Here is a 23,058-nt window from a genome sequence, read left to right on the forward strand (position 1 = left end):
TCCCTTGTGCTCAGCGGGTTTCGTTGAACAGTTCGCGGCCGATCAGCATCCGGCGGATTTCGCTGGTGCCGGCACCGATCTCGTACAGCTTGGCGTCGCGCAGCAGGCGGCCTGCCGGGAATTCGTTGATATAGCCGTTGCCGCCGAGAATCTGGATCGCCTCCAGGGCCATTTGCGTGGCGCGCTCGGCGGTGTACAGGATCACCCCGGCGGCGTCCTTGCGGGTGGTCTCGCCACGGTCGCAGGCTTGGGCCACGGCATACAGGTAGGCGCGGCTGGCGTTGAGCTGGGTGTACATGTCGGCGATCTTGCCCTGGATCAGCTGGAACTCGCCGATGCTCTGGCCGAACTGCTTGCGGTCGTGAATGTAGGGCACTACCAGGTCCATGCAGCTTTGCATGATGCCGGTCGGGCCGCCGGACAGCACCACGCGCTCGTAGTCCAGGCCGCTCATCAGCACGCGCACGCCACCGTTGAGCTGGCCGAGGATGTTTTCTTCCGGCACTTCGACGCCGTCGAAGAACAGCTCGCAGGTGTTGGAGCCACGCATGCCCAGCTTGTCGAACTTGTTGCTGCGGCTGAAGCCTTTCCAGTCACGCTCGACGATGAACGCGGTGATGCCGTGCGCGCCCTTTTCCAGGTCGGTCTTGGCGTAGATCACGTAGGTGTTGGCGTCCGGGCCGTTGGTGATCCAGGTCTTGCTGCCGTTGAGCACGTAGTGGTCGCCGCGCTTTTCCGCGCGCAGCTTCATCGACACCACGTCGGAACCGGCGTTGGGCTCGCTCATGGCCAGGGCGCCGATGTGCTCGCCGCTGATCAGCTTGGGCAGGTACTTGAGCTTCTGCTCGTGGCTGCCGTTGCGGTTGATCTGGTTGACGCAGAGGTTGGAGTGGGCACCGTAGGACAGGGCCACCGAGGCCGAGCCACGGCTGATTTCTTCCATCGAAACCACGTGGGCCAGGTAGCCCAGGCCGGCACCGCCGTATTCTTCCGGCACGGTGATGCCCAGCAGGCCCATGTCGCCGAACTTGCGCCACATGTCGGCAGGGAACAGGTTGTCGTGGTCGATTTGCGCGGCGCGTGGGGCCAGTTCGGCGGCGACGAAGGTGCGCACCTGGTCGCGGAGCATGTCGATGGTTTCGCCCAGGGCGAAGTTCAGGGTGGGGTAATGCATGCTGGGGGCACCTTCTTGTTCTTGAAATTGGGTAACACCGTAGCTCAAGGGCTATCCACCGGCCCTGTGGGAGCGGGTTTACCCGCGAATGCGTCAGCAGGGCCACCGTCATTGCCTGGATGATCGCATTCGCGGGTAAACCCGCTCCCACAGGGTCGGTGATACGCCGACAAACCCGATGTCGTTTTCACCTTTACGTTAACGTAAACCTGCATGCGCTCACTGTCAATCGACTCATCACCTTTACGTAAACGTAAATCTGCGCCAGAGTATTCCCGCTTGCTTCAGTCGTGCCCAGAACAACCACAAGAAGGGACACCCATGAGTCAACCAAGCTATACCCGCGGTCGCCAGGACCAAGCCTTGCTGACCCAGACCATCGGCCAGGCCTTCGACGCCACCGTGGCCCGTTGTGCCGACGGCGAGGCCCTGGTGTCGCGCCATCAGGGCCTGCGCTACAGCTGGCGGCAACTGGCCGAGCAGGTCGAGGTGCATGCTCGTGCCCTGATGGCCCTGGGCGTGAACACCGGCGATCGGGTCGGCATCTGGTCGCCCAACTGCGCCCAGTGGTGCATCCTGCAGCTGGCCAGCGCCAAGGTCGGTGCCATCCTGGTCAACATCAACCCGGCCTACCGCGTGGGCGAGCTGGAATACGTGCTGCGCCAGTCCGGTTGCCGCTGGCTGGTGTGTGCCGATGCCTTCAAGACGTCCGACTATCACGCCATGGTCCAGGAGCTGGCACCGGAGCTGGCCAGCGCCGTCCCCGGTGAAATGGCCAGTGAACGCCTGCCGGACCTGCGCGGTGTGGTCAGCCTGGCTGCCAAGCCGCCCGCTGGCTTCCTGCCTTGGCAAGCGCTGGCCGAACGGGCAGGGCATACCTCGACCGAGGCCTATGCGGCGCGCCAGCAAGGCCTGCAGTTCGACCAGCCGGTGAACATCCAGTACACCTCTGGCACCACAGGCGCTCCCAAGGGTGCCACGCTCAGCCACTACAACATCCTCAACAACGGCTTCATGGTCGGCGAAAGCCTGGGCCTGACCGCACGCGACCGCATGGTGATCCCGGTGCCGCTGTACCACTGCTTCGGCATGGTCATGGCCAACCTCGGCTGCATCACCCATGGCAGCACCATGATCTACCCCAACGACGCCTTCGACGCCGAGCTCACCCTGCGCGCCGTGGCCGAAGAGCGCGCCAGCATTCTCTATGGCGTGCCGACCATGTTCATCGCCATGCTCGACCACCCCGCGCGCGGGCAAATGGACCTGTCGACCTTGCGCAGCGGCATCATGGCCGGCGCTACCTGCCCGATCGAGGTGATGCGCCGGGTCATCGACCAGATGCACATGGCCGAAGTACAGATCGCCTACGGCATGACCGAAACCAGCCCGGTGTCACTGCAGACCGGCCCGGACGACGACCTGGAGCTACGCGTGACCACCGTCGGCCGCACCCAGCCGCAGCTGGAGAACAAGCTGGTGGACGCCGACGGCTGCATCGTCCCGCGCGGCGAGATCGGCGAGCTGTGCACCCGCGGCTACAGCGTGATGCTCGGCTACTGGGACAACCCCCAGGCCACGGCAGATGCCATCGACCCGGCCGGCTGGATGCATTCTGGCGACCTGGCGGTGATGGACGAGCACGGCTACGTGCGCATTGTCGGGCGCAACAAGGACATGATCATTCGCGGCGGCGAGAACATCTACCCGCGTGAACTGGAAGAGTTCTTCTACACCCACCCGGCGGTGGCCGATGCGCAGGTGATCGGCATCCCGTGCAGCCGTTATGGCGAGGAGATCGTCGCCTGGATCAAGCTGCACCCGGGGCACAGTGCCACGGTCGAAGAGTTACAGGGCTGGTGCAAGGCGCGCATCGCACACTTCAAGGTGCCACGGCATATCCGGTTCGTTGACGAATACCCGATGACGGTGACGGGCAAGGTGCAGAAGTTCCGCATGCGGGAGATCAGTGTGGCGGAGATATCGGCTTTAACTGCTGGTTGATGTATTGATGCTGCCGGCCCTTTCGCGGGTAAACCCGCTCCTGCAGGTACAGCGCCGCGTTCGAAATCGGCGCGGTCCCTGTGGGAGATTGCCCAGTCCTTTGGGCTGCGCTTTCGCGCAGAGAACCAATATCGCTCGTCTGACGCGTCCTTTGTAGGAGCAGCCTTGTGCTGCGAAGAGGCCGGTACAGCCAATAGACAGGCTTTATCAGCCCCGGCCTCTTCGCAGCACAAGGCTGCTCCTACAGGACCTCGCCGAACCAGTGAGTCATGTGTTGTTCTATGGGAGCGGGTTCACCCGCGAAAGGGCCGGTCCTGCCTGCGTAGATCCTGGTCTACCCTTAAGCCTTCACCGGTGGTTCCTGGCTCGGCGGGTCGCCCACTGTCGGCGGCACGGTCGGTTTGATCGGCAGCTCGTCCGGCTCTTCCTCCGGCACGGGCGGCGGCAGGCTCGGGTCGTCGATGTTGGGATCGGGAGTCTCCGGTGGAATGGGAATGTTCATGGCCTGACCTCGCTTGGGTAATTGAAGAGGTGCTGCAGGCTTCGACCCCTCGCAGCTGCCGTTCGCTCAATTTTTTTGAACCCCACGCCTGTGCCCGGCTCTGAACCCTTATCGCCACCAGCCTGAGGGAGCAAGGTCCGATGTCACGAAACGAGCCCTTCGAAAGCGTGCCCATGGCCAACGATCACCCGGACCAGGCCATCAGCCTGTCCCAGGCGCTGCTGGCGCCGCGCATCGTGATCGAAGACACCCAACCCGTGCTCGAGGCCGGCACTTTCGCCGCCAAGGCCATCAGTGGCCAGCCGGTGGCGGTCAGCAGCAAGGTCTACAGCGACGGCCACGACCGCCTGGCCGTGATGCTCAACTGGCGCCAGGCCCACAGCCGGCGCTGGCATTGCGTGCCCATGCACTCGCCGGGCAACGACCTGTGGCTGGCCGAATTCACCCCCACTGAACTGGGCCCGCACCTGTTCAGCATCGAGGCCTGGATCGACCCGTTCGCTACCTACTGCCACGACCTGGAGAAGAAGTACCACGCCGGTGTCGAGGTCAGGTTGGAGCTGGAGGAAGGCCGATTGATGCTGGGCAAGGGCGTCGAGCTGTGCAACGGCGCCCTGCGCGAGGAGCTCCAGGCGTTGCAGCAGCGCCTGCCCACGCTGAATGCCGACGATCAGGTGGCACTGTTTCTCGACCCCGCTACCGCCCGCCTGATGAGCGACGCCGAGCACCGCAGCTACCTGGCCCGCAGCCGCGAATTCCCCGTTGATGTCGACCGCCCGGCCGCGCAGTTCGCCAGCTGGTACGAGCTGTTCCCGCGTTCGGTCACCGACAGCCCCGAACGCCACGGCACGTTCAACGATGTGCACGAGCGCCTGCCGATGATCCGCGACATGGGCTTCGACGTACTGTATTTTCCGCCGATCCATCCCATCGGCATGCAGCACCGCAAGGGCCGCAACAACGCCCTCACCGCTGAGCCCGGCGACCCGGGCAGCCCGTATGCCATCGGCAGCGCGGAAGGTGGTCACGAGGCGATTCACCCACAACTGGGCAGCCGCGACGACTTCCGCCGCCTGGTGGCCGCGGCGGCCGAGCATGGCCTGGAAATCGCCCTCGACTTCGCGATCCAGTGCTCCCAGGACCACCCCTGGCTCAAGGAGCACCCCGGCTGGTTCAGCTGGCGACCGGATGGCACCATCCGCTATGCCGAGAACCCGCCGAAGAAATACCAGGACATCGTCAACGTCGATTTTTACGCGCCCGAGGCCGTACCCTCGCTGTGGCTGGCTTTGCGTGACGTAGTGGTCGGCTGGGTCGAGGAGGGTGTCAAGACCTTCCGCGTCGACAACCCGCACACCAAACCACTGCCATTCTGGCAATGGCTGATCGCCAATGTGCGCAGCCGGCACCCGGAGGTCATCTTCCTCGCCGAAGCCTTCACCAAACCGGCGATGATGGCCCGCCTGGGCAAGGTCGGGTACGCGCAGAGCTATACCTACTTCACCTGGCGCAATCACAAACAGGAACTGCGCGAGTACTTCGAGCAGCTCAACCAGCCGCCATGGAGCCAGTGCTACCGGCCCAACTTCTTCGTCAACACGCCCGACATCAACCCGTACTTCCTGCATACCTCCGGCCGTGCCGGCTTCCTCATACGCGCTGCACTGGCCACCATGGGGTCGGGGCTGTGGGGCATGTATTCGGGCTTCGAACTGTGCGAAGGCACACCGCTGCCGGGCAAGGAGGAGTATCTGGATTCGGAGAAGTACGAAATCCGCCCACGCGATTTCAGCCAACCCGGCAACATCATTGCCGAGATCGCCCAGCTCAACCGCATCCGCCGGCAGAACCGCGCCTTGCAGACCCACCTGGGCGTGGCGTTCTTCAACTGCTGGAACGACAACATCCTGTACTTCGCCAAGCGCACGCCCGAGCGCGACAACTACATTCTGGTGGCAATCAGCCTCGACCCGCACAACGCCCAGGAGGCGCATTTCGAGCTGCCGCTGTGGGAGCTGGGGCTGGATGACAACGCCGAAACCCATGGTGAGGACTTGATGACCGGACATCGCTGGTCGTGGTACGGCAAGACCCAATGGATGCGCATCGAACCCTGGCATCTGCCTTTCGGTATCTGGCGCATCGAAAAGGCCCGCTAACGGTGGTTCGCGCTCCTACAGGGGCCAGAGCAACCAGAAATTGAAAGGAGTCGCACATGGCCAAGCGTTCCCGCCCGGCAGCCTTCATTGACGACCCGCTGTGGTACAAGGACGCCGTCATCTACCAGCTGCACATCAAGTCGTTTTTCGATTCGAACAACGACGGCATCGGCGACTTCGCCGGCCTGATCAGCAAGCTCGACTACATTGCCGAGCTGGGCGTCAATACCCTGTGGCTGCTGCCTTTCTATCCCTCGCCACGCCGCGACGACGGCTACGACATCGCCGAATACAAGGCCGTGCACCCCGACTACGGCAACCTGGCCGATGCCCGCCGCTTCATCGCCGAGGCGCACAAACGCGGCCTGCGGGTAATCACCGAGTTGGTCATCAACCACACCAGCGACCAGCACCCCTGGTTCCAGCGCGCCCGCCATGCCAAGCGCGGCAGCAAGGCACGGGACTTCTACGTGTGGTCGGATGATGACCAGAAGTACGACGGCACGCGCATCATCTTCCTCGACACCGAGAAGTCCAACTGGACCTGGGACCCGGTCGCCGGCCAGTACTTCTGGCACCGCTTCTACTCGCACCAGCCCGACCTCAACTTCGACAACCCGCAAGTGCTCAAGGCTGTGATCAAGGTGATGCGCTTCTGGCTCGACCTGGGTGTGGATGGCCTGCGCCTGGACGCCATCCCCTACCTGATCGAGCGCGACGGCACCAACAACGAGAACCTTGCCGAAACCCACGACGTGCTCAAGGCGATCCGCGCCGAAATCGACGCCAACTACCCCGACCGCATGTTGCTTGCCGAGGCCAACCAATGGCCCGAGGACACCCGCCCGTACTTCGGCGAAGGCGAGGGCGACGAATGCCACATGGCCTTCCACTTCCCGTTGATGCCGCGCATGTACATGGCCCTGGCCATGGAAGACCGTTTCCCGATCACCGACATCCTGCGCCAGACTCCGGAAATCCCCGCCAACTGCCAATGGGCGATCTTCCTGCGCAACCACGATGAGCTGACCCTGGAAATGGTTACCGACCGCGAGCGCGACTACTTGTGGAACTACTACGCCGAAGACCGCCGCGCCCGCATCAACCTGGGCATCCGCCGCCGCCTCGCTCCGCTGCTGCAGCGCGACCGCCGGCGCATCGAACTGCTCACCAGCCTGCTGCTGTCGATGCCCGGCACGCCCACCCTGTATTACGGCGACGAACTGGGCATGGGCGACAACATCTACCTGGGCGACCGCGACGGCGTGCGCACGCCCATGCAATGGTCGCCGGACCGCAACGGCGGTTTCTCCCGTGCAGACCCGCAGCGCCTGGTACTGCCGCCGATCATGGACCCGCTGTATGGTTACCAGACCGTCAACGTCGAAGCCCAGGCCAACGACCCGCATTCGCTGCTGAACTGGACCCGGCGCATGCTGGCGGTGCGCAAGCAGCAGAAGGCCTTCGGCCGCGGCAGCCTGCGCACCCTCACGCCGAACAACCGGCGCATCCTCGCCTACTTGCGCGAGTACACCGACGCCGATGGCAACACTGAAGTCATCCTGTGCGTGGCCAACGTTTCCCGCGCCGCCCAGGCAGCTGAACTGGAATTGTCACAATACGCCGACAAAGTACCGGTGGAGATGCTCGGCGGCAGCGCCTTCCCGCCAATCGGGCAACTGCCGTTCCTGCTGACATTGCCACCCTACGCCTTCTACTGGTTCCTGCTGGCCAGCCACGACCGCATGCCCAGCTGGCACATCCAGGCCACCGAGGGGTTACCCGAATTGACCACACTGGTATTGCGCAAGCGCATGGAAGAACTGCTGGAGGCCCCCTCCAGCGATACCCTGCAAAGCGCCATCCTGCCGCAGTACCTGCCCAAGCGGCGCTGGTTCGCCGGCAAGGAAGGGCCGATCGACCAGGTGCGCCTGTGCTACGGCGTGCGTTTCGGCACTACCACCACGCCGGTGCTGCTCGGTGAAATCGAAGTGCTCAGCGAGGGTATGGCTACCCGCTACCAGCTGCCGTTCGGCCTGCTGCCTGAAGAGCAGATCAGTACCGCACTGCCGCAGCAGCTGGCCCTGGCGCGGGTGCGCCGTGCCCATCAGGTTGGCCTGATCACCGATGCCTTCGTCCTCGAGCCATTCATCCGCGCGGTGCTGCGTGCCTGTGAGGGCGGCATGCATCTGCCTTGTGGCAACGGCGAGGGCGAGCTGCGCTTCGAAAGCACGCAGCAGTTGGCGAGCCTGGCGTTGAACGACGAAAGCAGCGTGCGCTACCTCAGCGCCGAGCAGTCCAACAGCTCGGTGGTGATTGGCGACCAGGTGGTGCTCAAGCTGATTCGCCGGGTCAACCCGGGTGTGCACCCCGAGCTGGAAATGAGTGCCTACCTGACCGCCGCAGGCTTTGCCAACATTTCGCCGCTGCTGGCCTGGGTCAGCCGGGTGGACGAGCAGGGCGCGCCACACCTGCTGATGATCGCCCAGGGCTACCTGAGCAACCAGGGTGACGCCTGGGCCTGGACCCAGAACACCCTGGAACGGGCCATCCGCGACCAGATGGAGCCTTCCAGCCTCGACGCCGATGCGCACACCGATGCACTGGCCGAACTCACCGGCTTTGCCGCCTTGCTCGGCCAGCGCCTGGGCGAGATGCACCTGCTGCTGGCCGCACCGACCAACGACGAGGCCTTCCAGCCGCGCCCGAGCGATGCCGACGACAGCGAACGCTGGAGTGCGCAGATCAGCGCCGAACTCACCCATGCCCTCGACCTGCTGGCCCAGTACCGCGACAGCCTCGACAGCGAAAGCCAGGCGCTGGTCGACGACTTGCAGCAACAGCGCGACGGCCTGGCCCAGCACATCGCCAACCTGACCCGCCAGGCCCAGGGCGGCCTGTTGATGCGCGTGCACGGCGACCTGCACCTGGGCCAGGTGCTGGTGGTCCAGGGCGACGCCTACCTCATCGATTTCGAAGGTGAACCGGCCCGGCCGCTGCAAGAGCGTCGGGCAAAACACAGCCCGTACAAGGATGTCAGCGGCGTGCTGCGATCCTTCGACTATGCTGCTGCCATGATCTTGCGCAGCGCGTCTGCGGTCGACCTTTCCGACCCGGCGCGCCAAGCCCGGCAACGGGTTGCCAGGCAGTACCTGCACCAGTCGCGGCATGCCTTTGTCGAAGCCTATGGCCTGGCCACCGCGGCCATGCCTCACGCCTGGCAACAGGCCGAGGGCGAGCGTGCTGCACTGGAGCTGTTCTGCCTGGAAAAAGCCGCCTACGAAATTACATACGAAGCCGAGAACCGTCCGAGCTGGCTGGCCGTGCCTTTGCATGGCCTGCATGGACTGATCAGTACCTGGGGAGAGTCATAGATGAATGCAACCACGCGTGAAAACGGCGGCCTTCGGCAACGGGACCTCGACGCCCTGGCCCGCGCCGAGCACGCCGATCCATTTGCGGTACTCGGCCCCCATGGCGACGGCGCCGGCGGGCAGGTAGTCCGCGCCTTCCTGCCCAACGCCCTGAATGTGCGCATCCTGGCCCGGCATGACGGGCGCATCCTCGCCGAAATGGAGCAGGGCAGCCTGCCGGGGCTGTTCATCGCGCACCTCGATGAGGCACACCCGTACCTGCTGCAGATCGGCTGGGCCGGTGGCGAGCAGGTCACCGAAGACCCCTACAGCTTCGGCCCGCAACTGGGCGACATGGACCTGTACCTGTTCGCCGAAGGCAACCATCGCGACCTGTCCGGGCGCTTCGGCGCCCAACCCATCCAGGTCGATGGCGTCGATGGCGTGTGTTTCTCGGTGTGGGCACCGAACGCCCGGCGGGTGTCGGTGGTGGGTGACTTCAACAACTGGGATGGCCGCCGCCACCCCATGCGCCTGCGCCACAGCGCCGGGGTGTGGGAGCTGTTCGTGCCGCGCCTGGGCGTGGGCGAAACCTACAAGTTCGAGGTGCTTGGCAAGGACGGCATACTGCCCCTGAAGGCCGACCCGCTGGCGCGCGCCACCGAACTGCCGCCGAGCACCGCATCCAAGGTGGCAGGGGCGCTCAGCCACGACTGGCAAGACCACGACTGGATGGCGCAACGCGCGCAACGCCATGCCTACAGCGCGCCGCTGTCGATCTACGAACTGCACCCGGGGTCGTGGCGCTGCGAGCTGGATGAAGCGGGCGAGGTCGGGCGCTATTACAACTGGCGCGAGCTGGCCGAGCGCCTGGTGCCGTACGTTCAGGAGCTGGGCTTCACCCACATCGAACTGCTGCCGATCATGGAGCACCCGTTCGGCGGCTCCTGGGGTTACCAGCCGTTGTCGCTGTTCGCGCCCACATCGCGCTACGGCAGCGCCGAGGACTTCGCCGCCTTCATCGACGCCTGCCATCAAGGGGGCATTGGTGTACTGCTGGACTGGGTACCGGCGCATTTCCCCACCGACGAACACGGCCTGGCGCGTTTCGACGGCACCGCCCTGTACGAATACGACAACCCCCTGGAGGGCTACCACCAGGACTGGAACACGCTGATCTACAACCTTGGCCGCAACGAAGTGCGCGGCTTCATGATGGCTTCGGCGCTGCACTGGCTGAAGCACTTCCACATCGATGGCCTGCGTGTCGATGCAGTGGCCTCGATGCTGTACCGCGACTATTCGCGCAAGGCCGGCGAATGGGTGCCCAACCGCCACGGCGGGCGCGAGAACCTGGAAGCCATCGACTTCATCCGCCACCTCAATGGCGTGGCGGCCCATGAGGCCCCGGGCGCGCTGATCATCGCCGAGGAGTCCACCGCCTGGCCCGGCGTCAGCCAGCCGACCCAGCAGGGCGGCCTGGGCTTTGCCTACAAGTGGAACATGGGCTGGATGCACGACACCTTGCATTACATTCAGAACGACCCGGTGCACCGCACTTATCATCACAACGAGATGAGCTTCGGGCTGATCTATGCCTATTCCGAGCACTTCATCCTGCCCATCTCCCACGACGAAGTGGTGCACGGCAAGCATTCGCTGATCGACAAGATGCCCGGCGACCGCTGGCAGAAGTTCGCCAACCTGCGTGCCTACCTCACCTTCATGTGGGCGCATCCGGGCAAGAAGCTGCTGTTCATGGGCTGCGAGTTCGGCCAGTGGCGTGAGTGGGACCACGATGGCGAGCTGGACTGGTACCTGCTGCAGTACCCTGAGCACCAGGGTGTACAGCGCCTGGTAGGTGACCTCAACCGCCTGTACCGCGAGGTGCCGGCGTTGCACGAGCAGGATTGCCAGCCGCAGGGGTTCCAGTGGCTGATTGGTGACGATGCGCAGAACAGCGTGTATGCCTGGCTGCGCTGGAGCAGCAGTGGCGAGCCAGTGCTGGTGGTGGCCAACTTCACGCCGGTGCCGCGCGAGGGGTATCGCATTGGCGTGCCGTTCGGCGAACGCTGGCAGGAGCTGTTGAACAGTGATGCAGAGCTGTATGCCGGGTCCAATGTCGGCAACCTGGGGGTCGTGCAAAGTGACGAGATTGCCAGCCATGGGCAGCCGCAGTCGCTGGTCCTGAACCTGCCGCCGCTGGGTGTGCTGGTGATGAAGCCGGTCTGATCTTCTGCCTGTACTGGCCTCTTCGCGGGCATGCCCGCTCCCACAGGTACGGCGCCCGCCTCTGGCCCTGTGCTATCCCTGTGGGAGCGGGCGTGCCCGCGAAAGGGCCGACCCTGCCTACCACCGCATCCGCACCCCAAGGCTGCCAATCAACCCGTTCAGATCATTGTCGTCGACGTCACTGCTGTAATCGGCACTGACAAACAGCGCCACCGTGGGTGTCACCCGCGCCACCAGCCCCAACCCCAGTTCCACCGTGGTCGAGTAGCGCGAGCTGGAGATCTTGTCGACCTGGTCCAGCTTCACCTCATCGGCATTGCTGAAGTCATACCACACGTTGGTCCGCACATAGGGTTCGATCGGCATGCCGCGTACTTCATAACGCCCGGACAGCCTGGCACCGACCCGACCGCTCCAGCTCGGCTGGCTGTCGAAGGCCTGCAAGGTCTCTTCCTGCGCCCGGCTGCCGGGGAAGAACTGCTGGTTGATCAACTGCGCCTGCGGCTCGATCACCCAGCCGCCACCCAGGCCGATGGGGATGCCGCCTTCCAGCGAGAAGGTCATCGCGTGGCCGCTGTCGTCCAGTCGCTGGCCGTTCTCGCCACGGCCATTGACGTCGATGCGCGAACCCATGGCCACGGCATCCAGGTGCCAGCCCTGTTCATGGGTCATGCTCCAGTACACCCCCAGGCTTTCACCGCTGAGGTTCACGGCGTTGCGTTGCTTGTCGCCCAACAGCTGACGCATGCCGTTGAAGTTGGTCTGCAGGTTGTTTTGCCCCACGAAGATCCCCGCGCGGTGCACATTGCCCGCTGCAGTTTCACGCACGAACAGGTCCGGGCCGATCATCAGTTGCTGGCTGGGGGCCTCCAGCTGGTCCGGAGGCTGCACGCCACTGCGCGCGGTGGTGGGGAAGAACTGCGCCCACTGGCTGGCGACCAGGTCTGGTGCAGGCTGCCCATGGCGTTCGCTCATCTTTTGCGAGAACGCGTTCAAGGTACCGATACTCAAGCCACTGGCGCTGACCGGGTCGAGCGTAAGCTGTGGTACTGCCGGTTGTTGCAGGAAGCCGGGCGAGGTCGGGTCGTCCTGCAGTTCATACGCGATAGTTTCCACCGGGGTTGCCAGAAGCAGCGACGTGGAAACCGCGTAGAAAATGCTTTCGAAGCGCAAGGGGCTCGAGGTGCTTTTCATGGCGGATCTCCTCTGTTTTTGTGTTACAGCCCTAGGACCTGGCCTGTTGTCACGAGCTGTACGGCAAAAACAGTGGGCGACCCAAACCAGCACGCCTGGCTTTCTGCAGCGCGCACGAAGGCGCGAGCTAGAGGCCCTGCGCGAGATCATTACTGCTTGATATGTTCAGCTAAGGAGAAGGCGCCGCTTGCGTCAAGAAAGCGTGAAGGAAGTGTTCAGGTTCCGTGGCTTTGTTCAACTTGTTGAATCACAAGATAATTCGGCTAGGTATAGCCAGGTTCGCTATTTGCCGTGCTGCGGCTATGAAGAATGATTGCTAAGCCTGACTTCGACCGACAACGGCAGGTGGTCCGACAGGTGCGACCAAGGTTTGTGCCCCAGAATTCGCGGCCCATGGCTTTCGGCGTTGCGCAGGTAGACACGGTCCAGGCGCAACAGCGGCAGCCGCGCAGGATAGGTGCGGGCCAGGTGGCCATGGTGGCGTTCGAAGGCCTCGTGCAGGTCACGCTGCAGGCCCAAGGTGCGGTTGCCGTGGGATTTCCAGTCGTTGAAGTCGCCAGCGATGATCACCGGGGCGTCGGCGGGCAAGGATTCGAGCAGCTTGCGCAGCAGTTGCAGCTGCTTCTGGCGGTGGCTTTCCAGTAACGACAGATGCACGCAGATGGCATGCACCTGATGCTGGCCAGGCACGTCGAGGACGCAGTGCAGCAGGCCACGTCGTTCGGGGCCGGTGATCGACACGTCGAGGTTGCGATGTTCGATGATCGGGTATTTGGACAGCAGCGCGTTGCCGTGGTGGCCGTCAGGATAGACCGCGTTGCGCCCGTAGGCGAAGTCGCTCCACATGCTGTCGGCGAGGAACTCGTACTGCGAGGTCTGCGGCCAGCCGGGGTAGCGCGCGGCGTGGCGGTCGTGGCTGCCGAGCACCTCCTGGAGAAAGACGATGTCGGCCTGGGTGCTGCGCACCGCCTCGCGCAGTTCCGGCAGGATGAAGCGCCGGTTGAAGGCGGTGAAGCCCTTGTGGGTATTCACCGTCAGCACCCGCAACCGCTTCACGGCTGGGGCCTGGTTGACACTGGCGAAACCTTTACTGCCGGCTTCGGGGTTCACGGTTACTCCTCGGTCAACGGGTTTGCGCGGATCCTTGTAGGAGCGGCCTTGTGTCGCGATCGGGCCGCGCAGCGGCCCCGTTTGTCAGCACCAAGGCAAGAATAGCTGGGGCCGCTGTGCGGCCCGATCGCGACACAAGGCCGCTCCTACACAAGGGACACATACCAGCGTTTCAGGTTCACTCCTCATCACGCTGCAACACCATCAGCAGCAACGACCGCCCCTTCACCTCGAAGGTGCTGTCGAAGTGCAGATGCTGCCCCTTGCGCAGCTCTGGCCGGTCGGTGTCGACCAGGCAGCTCCAGTAATCCCCCTCGGGCACGGTCGGCAGCTTGAACGGCACGATGTCATGGTGGGCATTGACGATCAGCAGCACGGTGGCCTCGGCGCCTGGCCTGGCAATGCCGCTGACCTGGGCACGGCCATCGATCAGCATGCCCAGGCAACGCCCGTGCGGGTCTTCCCATTGCTCCACGCTCATCTCGTTGCCATCCGGTGCCAGCCAAGTCACATCCTTGACGCCGATCGCTTCATTGTAGTCGCCCACCAGGAAGCGCGAGCGGCGCAGTACCGGGTAGGCCAGGCGCAGGCGGGTCAGGCGCTTGACGAAGGCCAGCAGCTCTTCGCCCTCCTGGTCCAGGTCCCAGTTCACCCAGCCGATTTCGCTGTCCTGGCAATAGGCATTGTTGTTGCCGTGCTGGGTACGGCTGAACTCATCGCCGGCGACGATCATCGGCGTGCCCTGGGCCAGCAGCAGGGTAGCGAAGTAGTTGCGCATCTGGCGCATGCGCAGGGCATTCACGGCCGGGTCGTCGGTTGGCCCCTCGACACCGCAGTTCCATGACAGGTTGTTATCGGTGCCGTCCTGGTTGTTCTCGTCGTTGTCCTCGTTGTGCTTGTGGTTGTACGACACCAGGTCGCGCAAGGTGAAACCATCGTGGGCGGTGACGAAGTTGACCGAGGCATAGGGACGCCGGCCACGGTTGTTGAACATGTCCCCCGAGGCTGTCATGCGCGAGGCAAAGTCGGCCAGTTGGCCTTCGTCGCCTTTCCAGAAGGCGCGCACGGTGTCGCGGAAGCGGTCGTTCCACTCTGCCCAGCCCGGGGCAAAGTTGCCCACCTGGTAGCCGCCCGGGCCGCAGTCCCAGGGCTCGGCAATCAGCTTCACCTGGCTCAGCATCGGGTCCTGGCGGCAGGCGACGAGGAAGCCGTGGCGTTCGCTGTAGCCGTCGTGGTAGCGGCCAAGGATGGTCGCCAGGTCGAAGCGGAAGCCGTCCACGTGCATTTCGCCGGCCCAGTAGCGCAGCGAGTCGGTGACCAGCTGCAGCACGCAGGGGTGGCTCAGGTCCAGGGTGTTGCCGGTGCCGGAATCGTTGATGTAGTAACGCTTGTCGTCCGGCATCAGGCGGTAGTAGGAGGCGTTGTCGATACCGCGCATCGACAGCGTGGGGCCGCGCTCGTTGCCTTCGGCGGTGTGGTTGTAGACCACATCCAGGATCACCTCCAGCCCGGCGTCGTGCAGGTGCGCGACCATTTCCTTGAACTCGGCGATCTTGCCGCTGGCCAGGTAACGCGGGTGGGGCGCGAAGAAGGCGATGCTGTTGTAGCCCCAGTAGTTGTTCAGGCCCTTGTCCAGCAGGTGCTGGTCGTTGACGAAGGCGTGAATCGGCAGCAACTCGATGCTGGAAACGCCCAGCTCCTTGATGTGCTTGAGCAACTCGTCATTGGCCAGGCCGGCGAAGGTGCCGCGCAGTTTTTCCGGCACCGCCGGGTGGCGCATGCTGATGCCACGGGTGTGGGCCTCATAAATGATCGTACGCTCCCAGGGGATCTGCACGCGCTGGTCGCGGCCCCAGGTGAATGCAGGGTCGATCACCTTGCACTTGGGCACGAAGGGCGCGCTGTCGCGCTCGTCGAACGACAGGTCACCGTCGGGGTGGCCGATGGTGTAGCCGAACAGTGCTTCGGACCATTGCAGGCTGCCGACCAGTTGCTTGGCATACGGGTCGATCAGCAGTTTATTGGGGTTGAAGCGGTGGCCGTTGTCCGGCTCGTAGGGGCCGTGCACGCGGTAGCCGTAGACCAGCCCTGGGTGAGCGTCAGGCAGGTAGCCGTGGTAGATCTCGTCGGTGTATTCGGGGAGCTCGATGCGTTCGATTTCGTGCTCGCCGGTGGAGTCGAACAGGCACAGCTCGACCTTGGTGGCATTGGCCGAGAACAGGGCAAAGTTGACCCCAAGGCCATCCCAGGTGGCGCCGAGGGGGAAGGGCAGGCCTTCGCGGATACGCGACGGGGCTACCGAGCGGGTTTTCTTCGGGGTGCGGGGGCTCATGGCGGTCCTCTGTGGCCGTGGTGGGGGAGGGAGCTGCGTAGGCCTGTACCGGCCTCTTCGCGGGTGAACCCGCTCCCACAGGTACACCGTCATCCTCAGGCCTGGCGCTATCCCTGTAGGAGCGGGGTCACCCGCTAAGAGGCCAGTACAGGCTCAACCGGCAGCCGGCTTTTTCACCGCCCGGGTTTTCTTCACTGCCACGGCCTTCTCGACCGGTTCAGCCGCTACCTTGGGCTTGGCCGGGGCCCGTTTGCGCGGCGCCACCTTGGGTGCCAGTGCCTCGGCTTCGGCCAGCTTGCGAGCCATGTCCCAATGGCGGTCTTCCTGGCCGACGGGCTTACCCTCGGACTCCCAGATCTGGTAGGCAAATTCGCGGATACGTTTTTCATCAACACTCATCATGACGCTCCTGATGTTCAAGATTGTTGTATCAGCAGGTTGACCGGAAACTCCGCCAGCACGGCGCTCAACATCAGCTCCCTGCAAGAGCTGACCGCAGCACTGGGGAAAAGTCCCGTCGAGTTGGCAGGCGACAAGGCAAACGGCAGGTTTACCCGGGTGTCGTCCCAGTTCTGTGCCGGGATCAGGGGTATCGGTGCACCTGCAAGCAAGGTACTGGCCAGGCGTGGCGCGATGATGACGGCCCGTTCGCCCTCGCCAAGGCGAGCGAACGCGATCACCTTGTCGGAATGCCGACCCTGCACGGTCAGGGGCAGGTAGGCGCCACGTCGGAACAGCTCGGCATGGGCCTGGCGGCAGTCCAGCACCCGGGCGATCAGCGCCTGCTTGAGGCGGCCATCGCGCCAGTGTTCCAGCAGCTCGGCAACCGGCGTTGCATCGTCCAGGGTGCGACGCCGGCACGCGTAGTCCACGGCGCGCCGGTTATCCGGGTCGACCAGGCTGAAATCCCAGTATTCGTTGCCCTGGTACAGGTCCGGTACGCCCGGCGTGGTCATGCGCAGCAGGGCCTGGACCAGGCCGTTGAGGGCACCGGGGCAGGCCAGCAGGTGCGCGGCGTCGGCCAGCGACTTGCGCAGCTGCTGGTTCTCGCCGTCCAGCAGCAGGCCATCGATGTAGCGGGCACAGGCGCTTTCGTAGGCTTCGTTCGGCGCGCTCCAGCTGCTGCGCAGCTTGGCCTCGCGCAGGGCTTTCTGCTGCCACTGGCGAATGCGTTCGGCGTACTGGCCAAGGGTGTTGTCATCGTGCAGGTCGAGGTCCAGCGGCCAGCTGCCCAGCAACGTCTGCAACAGCATCAGCTCGTCGCCGGGGCTGGGCGCCGGGCCGTCATCCAGTTGCGTGCGCAATGGCGTGGCCAGTTCGCGCCAGTGTTCCATGCGGCTGGCCAGCCACGGGCCGCGCTCGCTGAGCACGGCCAGGCGCGCACGGGTGTCTTCGCCGCGCTTGTGGTCATGGGTGGCGCTTGCCAGCAGGTTGTCGGGGAAGTCGCGCAGGCGCCGCTGGGCCTCGTTGTGGAAGTGCTCGAGCGGGGCGCTGAAACGCTCGGCGTCGAAGCCCACATCGTTGCGCGACAGCAGCCGCGCGCTGCGGTAGAAGGCGGTGTCTTCCACGGCCTTGGCGGCGCTGGGCGCGGTCAGTTGCTGGAAGCGCACGCAGGCGTGGCGCAGCTGCTTGCGCGCCCGGCCTGCTGGCAGGCGGCGCCAGGCTTGCCCGCCCAGCCATTGCTGCAGGTGCTCGAGCAGTGGCCAGTCGGCTTCGCCGAGGTCGAGGCGGGCGTTGGCCAGGGCCTGCTGGAAAAACCCTTCGTCTTCTGCCGGGCGCCCGCAGGCATTGAAGTAGGTGCGGTACACCGGGTAATGCGCCACCAGCGCCTGCAAGGCACGGCGGATCGCGCCCAGGGTCAGGTCGCGGGTCATCAGGTCGTTGCGCGCCACCTGCAACAGTGCCTGGGCCACCGACTCGCAGTCGCCGGCCAGGCTGGCATTGAGTACCAGGTGGCGGGCCTGACGCACTTCTTCGGGGAAGTCGGGGCGTTCGCTCACATTGGCCCACAGCTCGGTCAGCGCTGCTTCGCCCGCCGGGTCGTGCTGCAGCAGCGAAACCTGGTTCATGAATTCATAGCCGGTAGTGCCGTCGGTAAGCCAGTCGCGGTGCAGGTGCTCGTTGGCGCCGAGGATCTTCTCCACGTAGATCGGGAAATGCCCCAGGGCGGCGTTCAACGGCCGCCGTGCCAGCAGGCCATCTACCCGCCGGCGCAGCTTGCGGCAGTAACCGCGCGGGTCGGCCAGGCCGTCGATATGGTCGATGCGCAGGCCGTCCACCAGGCCGCGCTCGATCAGTTCGAACAGCTTGGCGTGGGTGGCCTCGAACACCACCGCGCGTTCCACCCGCAGGCCGCCCAGCTCGTTGATGTCGAAGAAGCGCCGCCAGTTGATGTCGTCGGCGGCTGTACGCCAGCTGGCCAGGCGGTAGGTCTGGCGTTCCAGCAGCAGGTGCAGGCGCTTGAAGCCATTCTCGCTGCGGCTGTCGAACGCCACCAGAGCCGATTCGAGGTCAGCGCCTTCGCCCGCCAGGCGCGCCAGTTCAGCTTGCAGGGGCAGGGCGTCGGCCAGCGGCGTGGCCGATGCGTTCAACGCGGTGAAGCGTTCGGCCAGGGCCTTGAGCGCCGGCTCCGGGCTGAGGGCGAGAATCCAGCCATAGTCGACCGGGCAGATCGGGAAGCGATGTTGGTAATGGGCGACCTGCAGCAGCCCATGGTGCTTGTCGAACTCGAGCGGTATCTCGCCATTTTTCAGCGCCACGCCATAGTCGCTGGCGAGGAACGGCAACAGCAACTGGCCGGCCAGCAGTGGGTCGCTGGAGTGCCACTGGATGTCGAAGAACTCTGCATACGGGCTGCGCCGACCCCAGGCCAGCAGGCTCTGCCACCAGGGGTTGTCGGCACCGCCCACGGCCATGTGGTTGGACACCGTGTCGAGGATCAGCCCCATGCCGTGCTGACGCAGGGCGGCGACCAGCCGTTGCAGCGCCGCTTCGCCGCCCAGCTCGGGGTTGACGCAGGTCGGGTCGACCACGTCGTAGCCATGGCGCGAGCCGGCGCGGGCCTTGAGGATGGGCGAGGCATACAGGTGGCTGATGCCCAACTGGGCGAAGTACGGCACCAACGGCACGGCGTGATCGAGGGTGAAGTCACTGTGAAACTGCAGGCGCAGGGTCGCGGTCAGCGCTTTCATCGGTCACGCTCCCAAGCCTGTTCGCGGGCCTGGGCCAGCAGTTCCAGGCGCCGCGCAGCGTCTTCGTCGTCGAGCAGTTCACGTACCGGCCGGGCAAAGCGTCGGCGCCAGTTGGGGTGGCCGGCGGTGGTGCCCGGCAGGTTGGGTTGCTCGTCGCAACCCAGCAGGTCTTCCAGCGGCACCAGCACCAGCGGTGCGCGGGTGTGGCCAACGTAACGGATGGCAGCGTCGATCAGCGCGTCGTTGTTCGGCAGCGTGCCGTAGTTGGCCTCCAGGGTGCGGCGCAAACCATCGTGCTCCTTCTGCCGCTCGTGGCGCCAGTGCAGTTCGGTGGCAGCATCGATCAGTTGCAGGCGGTGGCTCCAGTCGATGTCGCGGTTTTCCAGCCAGCCGGCCAGCGGCGCCAGGTCATGGGTGCCGGTGGTGGCCAGGGCGTTATCCGGCCAGTCGAGAATCGGCTTGAAATGGCCGGGCTGGGTCTGCTCGAAGGGCAGCACGCGCATGCCCAGCACGGCCTTGGCCGCCAGTTGCTCGCGCAGGCCGTCCGGCACGGTGCCCAGGTCTTCGCCGAGGATGATTGCCTGGTGGCGCACCGACTCCAGGGCCAGCAGGCGTAACAGATCTTCCAGCGGGTAGTTGAGGTAGGCGCCTTCGCTGGGCTTGGCCCCCTGCGGGATCAGCCACAGCCGGCGCAGGCCCATGACATGGTCGATGCGCAGGCCGCCGGCGTGGGCGAGGTTGGCCCGGAGCATTTCGATGAAAGCGCGGTAGCCGTTGCGCTTGAGCCCTTCAGGCGAGAAGGCGCAGATGCCCCAGTCCTGGCCGGCACGGTTGAGGATGTCAGGCGGTGCACCCACCTTCAGGCCTGCCAGCAGCTCGTCCTGGCGGCTCCAGGCCTGGCTGCCGGCACCGTCGGCGCCCACCGCCAGGTCAGCGATCAGGCCGACCGCCATGCCGTTGCCGCGCGCTGCTTCCTGGGCGCGTTGCAGGCCCCGTTCGGTCAGCCATTGGCAGAAGGCATGGAACTCGACCTTGGCCGGGTAGGCGTTGGCGAAGGCCTCCACTTCCGGGTGGTATGGGTCGTGCCAGGCCTTGGGCCAGTGGCGCCAGTCGGCGCCCAGGCCATGCTCCACGGCTTGCGCCTGCAGCACTTCGAAGCGGCAATGGTGTTCCAGCGCCTGGCCACCGGCTTTGCGGAAGCTGTCGAAGTCCTTGCGTAGCGGGTGGTCGCCCTGGCTGAAGCCCTGGTACAGGGCTTCGAGCAGGCGCTGTCGGGCGCTGGCGGCACGCGGCCAGTCTACCAGCGGGCCTTGCTCAAGGTCTTCGAGCTGTTGCTCCAGGCCGCAGGCTTCGATGGCCACGCGCACCTCCCGCTCGCCCAGCAGCGCGGCTGGGCTGGCGTACAGGGTATTGAGCAGCAGGCGGCTGGAGGGCGAGTAGGGGCTGTAGTGCGTCTGGTCGATGGCCAACAGGGCGTGGATCGGGCTGATGGCCAAGGCATCGGCGCCGCGTTCGGCAGCCGCGCGGGCCAGTTGTTCCAAGGCCAGGCAGTCGCCATAGCCGCCATCGCCGGGGCGGCGCAAGCTGTACAGCTGCACCGCCAGGCCCCAGCAGCGCGGTGGCGGCTGTTGCACCCGGTCTTCAAGGCTGTGGCAGCGCAGCGGGGCCACGGCCACGGTGAAGCGGCGGCTGTCGATTTCCACCTGGTGGTAGCCGATGGGCAGCGCACCGGGCAGGCGGGCCTGGTCGTCAAGGCTGAGGGTGAGGGCGCTGTGGTCCTCCAGTGTGCAGTGCGCAACGCTGGCGGCGCTGAAGTAGCGCGCCAGTGCCAATGGCTGGCCTAGGTCGGCGGTCAGCAGCGGCGGCAGGTGCTCACTGTCTTCGGCAGCGTCCACGGCGCGCAGGCTGGCGGCGATGGCGGCGTCATCGTTGGCAGGGTGGCCAAGACCTTCAAGTATGTTGCGCAGTACCTCGTCGCTGACACGCTGGGGCCGGGCATTGGCGTCGATCCAGTCGCGGCTCAGCCCGACGCGGCTCGCCAGACGGTGCAGGGCGGTTTCGCTCATGGGCGCTCCTGGGCAGGGGGAAGCAGGCTGACCACGCAGCTGTATGCGGCCAGATGGGTATCGGGGTGCCGGGTGTCGCTGCTGTCGAACAGGCGGTTGGCCGGCGCGGGCAACTCGACCACCTGCGGGGTGGCGGCCAGGTTCAGGTCGATGCGCAGGGTGGTGCCATTGCCCAGGCACCAGCGTGCGGTCAGGGCCTTGTCGCCGTGTACTTCGGCACCCAGCGCGCGGCTGCCGGGCAGGTGCGGGATCACATGGCGGCGGCGCAGTTCGAGCAGGTGCTGGTACAGGCCGTGCCAGCCGGCGATCACTTCCCCGGCTTGCGGGCGGGAGGCCTCGAAGGTCTGTTCGGCGTTGGGGTCGGGGATGCGTTGGCGCTGCTCGGGGTCGGCGAAGGCGGCGAAATGGGCGAACTCGCCGCGCCGGCCTTCGCGCACGGCGTCGGCCAGCTGGTCATGGAAGTCGGTGAAGAACAGGAACGGCCGGCAGCTGCCATCGTCGTCGCCCATGAACAGCAGCGGAATCATCGGCGCCAGCAGCAACAGCCCGGTGGCCGCCCGCAGCGCCTGCGGTGGGCACAGACGGGTCAGGCGCTCGCCCAGGGCGCGGTTGCCGACCTGGTCATGGTTCTGCAGGAACAGCACGAAAGCGCTGGGTGGCAGGTGCGCGCTGGGCTCGCCGCGGGGCGTGCCATGGCGGTTGGCCTGGCCCTGGAACACGAAACCTTCGGCAAGGCAGCGGGCCAGCTGGTCGATGGGGCGCTGCTGGTAGTCGGCGTAGTAGCCTTCGGTTTCGCCGGTCAGCAGCACATGCAGGGCATTGTGGCCGTCGTCGTTCCACTGGGCATCGAAGCCTTGCTCCAGCAGGAAGGCCTGGTTGTGTTCGTTCTCCAGTACCAGCCATACGTGGCGGCCAGGTTCCACCGCAGCGCGTACCCTTTGCGCCAGCTCGACCAGAAAGTCGGGCTGGTCGATGGCGTGCACGGCATCCAGGCGCAGGCCGTCAAAGCGGTAGTCGCACAGCCACATCAGGGCGTTCTGGATGAAGAACTCGCGCACCTGCGGGCGACGGAAGTCGATGGCTGCGCCCCAGGGGGTCTGCCGGTCTTCGCGGAAGAACGGGCTGGCGTACTGGTGCAGGTAATTGCCGTCAGGGCCGAAGTGGTTGTACACCACATCGACCAGCACCATCAGCCCGTGGCCATGTGCCTGGTCGACCAGCGCACACAGCTGCTCGGGGCTGCCATAGGTGTTTTGCGGCGCATAGGGCAACACGCCGTCGTAACCCCAATTGCGCTCGCCGGGGAACTGCCCCAGCGGCATCAGTTCGACGGCACTGATGCCCAGTTCGGCCAGCCGCGGCAGTTGCCGGGCGACCCCGGCGTAGCCGTCGAGCAGGCCGACATGCAGCTCCTGTATGACCGCCTCGTGCCAGGGCCGGCCTTGCCAGGGGTGTCGCCAGGCATAGCTGGCCACATTCACCACCTGGCTCGGCCCCTGCACGCCATCGGGCTGATAGCGCGAGGCCGGGTCGGCCACCTTCAGTGCACCGTCGATACGGTAGTGGTAAAGGTCACCGGCCTGGCACGGGGCCACGCCGGTGAACCAGCCATCATCGTCGGGCAACAGCTCGATGGCCGGCTGCTGCTCCAGTTCCACGCTCACGCTGCGCGCATCCGGGGCCCAGAGGGCGAAGCGCGCCGACGTGGCGTCCAGCAGGTGTGCGCCATGCCTGTGCATCT

The 23,058-nt window shown here is 65.3% G+C and carries 13 protein-coding genes; 4 read left to right on the forward strand and 9 right to left on the reverse strand.

Annotation, left to right across the window (positions count from 1 at the left end; genetic code table 11):
* Positions 1–10 precede the first annotated feature (10 nt).
* On the reverse strand, positions 11–1,174 hold the full coding sequence (locus IMX18_RS07195; protein WP_013973339.1) for an isovaleryl-CoA dehydrogenase: 1,164 nt from the start codon (positions 1,172–1,174) through the stop codon (positions 11–13).
* Between the two features lie 321 nt (positions 1,175–1,495).
* On the opposite strand from IMX18_RS07195, the gene IMX18_RS07200 reads away from it, so the two are divergent.
* Positions 1,496–3,178 carry an AMP-binding protein gene (locus tag IMX18_RS07200; protein ID WP_139657822.1) on the forward strand — a complete coding sequence of 561 codons (1,683 nt, stop codon included), beginning with the start codon at positions 1,496–1,498 and terminating at the stop codon, positions 3,176–3,178.
* Between the two features lie 340 nt (positions 3,179–3,518).
* On the opposite strand, the gene IMX18_RS07205 is transcribed toward IMX18_RS07200, so the two are convergent.
* Positions 3,519–3,680, reverse strand: coding sequence for a hypothetical protein (locus IMX18_RS07205; RefSeq protein ID WP_015271006.1), 162 nt, complete (start codon positions 3,678–3,680; stop codon positions 3,519–3,521).
* Positions 3,681–3,820: 140 nt separating this feature from the next.
* On the opposite strand from IMX18_RS07205, the gene IMX18_RS07210 reads away from it, so the two are divergent.
* From IMX18_RS07210 to glgB, 3 genes are read left to right on the forward strand one after another with little or no spacing between them, the layout of a single operon-like run.
* On the forward strand, positions 3,821–5,839 hold the full coding sequence (locus IMX18_RS07210) for an alpha-1,4-glucan--maltose-1-phosphate maltosyltransferase (protein WP_015271005.1): 2,019 nt from the start codon (positions 3,821–3,823) through the stop codon (positions 5,837–5,839).
* 56 nt (positions 5,840–5,895) lie between these two features.
* The gene (gene treS / locus IMX18_RS07215; RefSeq protein ID WP_100412901.1) at positions 5,896–9,213 is read left to right on the forward strand and encodes a maltose alpha-D-glucosyltransferase; all 3,318 of its coding nucleotides are present in this window, start codon (positions 5,896–5,898) and stop codon (positions 9,211–9,213) included.
* Positions 9,214–11,424, forward strand: a complete 2,211-nt coding sequence (gene glgB, locus IMX18_RS07220; RefSeq protein ID WP_217190171.1) for a 1,4-alpha-glucan branching protein GlgB — start codon at positions 9,214–9,216, stop codon at positions 11,422–11,424.
* 117 nt (positions 11,425–11,541) lie between these two features.
* Here glgB and IMX18_RS07225 read toward each other — a convergent pair whose 3' ends face one another.
* The 7 genes from IMX18_RS07225 to treZ form a co-directional block, all read right to left on the reverse strand.
* Positions 11,542–12,618 (reverse strand): autotransporter domain-containing protein, encoded by a 1,077-nt coding sequence (locus IMX18_RS07225; RefSeq protein WP_100412900.1) that lies wholly within the window; start codon positions 12,616–12,618, stop codon positions 11,542–11,544.
* Between the two features lie 300 nt (positions 12,619–12,918).
* The gene (locus IMX18_RS07230) at positions 12,919–13,728 is read right to left on the reverse strand and encodes an endonuclease/exonuclease/phosphatase family protein (RefSeq protein ID WP_015271002.1); all 810 of its coding nucleotides are present in this window, start codon (positions 13,726–13,728) and stop codon (positions 12,919–12,921) included.
* A gap of 178 nt (positions 13,729–13,906) precedes the next feature.
* On the reverse strand, positions 13,907–16,060 hold the full coding sequence (gene glgX / locus IMX18_RS07235; protein WP_191472312.1) for a glycogen debranching protein GlgX: 2,154 nt from the start codon (positions 16,058–16,060) through the stop codon (positions 13,907–13,909).
* Positions 16,061–16,213: 153 nt separating this feature from the next.
* On the reverse strand, positions 16,214–16,462 hold the full coding sequence (locus tag IMX18_RS07240; RefSeq protein WP_085720526.1) for a DUF2934 domain-containing protein: 249 nt from the start codon (positions 16,460–16,462) through the stop codon (positions 16,214–16,216).
* A 14-nt stretch (positions 16,463–16,476) separates the two neighbouring features.
* On the reverse strand, positions 16,477–19,251 hold the full coding sequence (locus tag IMX18_RS07245; RefSeq protein WP_015270999.1) for a malto-oligosyltrehalose synthase: 2,775 nt from the start codon (positions 19,249–19,251) through the stop codon (positions 16,477–16,479).
* On the reverse strand, positions 19,248–21,317 hold the full coding sequence (gene malQ / locus IMX18_RS07250; protein WP_085720528.1) for a 4-alpha-glucanotransferase: 2,070 nt from the start codon (positions 21,315–21,317) through the stop codon (positions 19,248–19,250). Before malQ ends, IMX18_RS07245 begins: the two co-directional genes overlap by 4 nt.
* Positions 21,314–23,056, reverse strand: a complete 1,743-nt coding sequence (gene treZ, locus IMX18_RS07255; RefSeq protein ID WP_100412897.1) for a malto-oligosyltrehalose trehalohydrolase — start codon at positions 23,054–23,056, stop codon at positions 21,314–21,316. The genes malQ and treZ overlap by 4 nt, the downstream gene beginning before the upstream one ends.
* Between the last annotated feature and the right edge of the window lie 2 nt (positions 23,057–23,058).

The sequence above is a fragment of the Pseudomonas shirazica genome (assembly GCF_015168335.1).
In the GTDB taxonomy this organism is placed as follows: Bacteria; Pseudomonadota; Gammaproteobacteria; order Pseudomonadales; family Pseudomonadaceae; genus Aquipseudomonas; species Aquipseudomonas asiatica.

Coding starts and splice junctions, on each gene's coding strand:
- IMX18_RS07195 (WP_013973339.1), bottom strand. CDS start 1,174: ATGCATTACCCCACCCTGAACTTCGCCCTGGGCGAAACCATCGACATG.
- IMX18_RS07200 (WP_139657822.1), top strand. CDS start 1,496: ATGAGTCAACCAAGCTATACCCGCGGTCGCCAGGACCAAGCCTTGCTG.
- IMX18_RS07205 (WP_015271006.1), bottom strand. CDS start 3,680: ATGAACATTCCCATTCCACCGGAGACTCCCGATCCCAACATCGACGAC.
- IMX18_RS07210 (WP_015271005.1), top strand. CDS start 3,821: ATGTCACGAAACGAGCCCTTCGAAAGCGTGCCCATGGCCAACGATCAC.
- treS (WP_100412901.1), top strand. CDS start 5,896: ATGGCCAAGCGTTCCCGCCCGGCAGCCTTCATTGACGACCCGCTGTGG.
- glgB (WP_217190171.1), top strand. CDS start 9,214: ATGAATGCAACCACGCGTGAAAACGGCGGCCTTCGGCAACGGGACCTC.
- IMX18_RS07225 (WP_100412900.1), bottom strand. CDS start 12,618: ATGAAAAGCACCTCGAGCCCCTTGCGCTTCGAAAGCATTTTCTACGCG.
- glgX (WP_191472312.1), bottom strand. CDS start 16,060: ATGAGCCCCCGCACCCCGAAGAAAACCCGCTCGGTAGCCCCGTCGCGT.
- IMX18_RS07240 (WP_085720526.1), bottom strand. CDS start 16,462: ATGATGAGTGTTGATGAAAAACGTATCCGCGAATTTGCCTACCAGATC.
- IMX18_RS07245 (WP_015270999.1), bottom strand. CDS start 19,251: ATGAAAGCGCTGACCGCGACCCTGCGCCTGCAGTTTCACAGTGACTTC.
- malQ (WP_085720528.1), bottom strand. CDS start 21,317: ATGAGCGAAACCGCCCTGCACCGTCTGGCGAGCCGCGTCGGGCTGAGC.
- treZ (WP_100412897.1), bottom strand. CDS start 23,056: ATGCACAGGCATGGCGCACACCTGCTGGACGCCACGTCGGCGCGCTTC.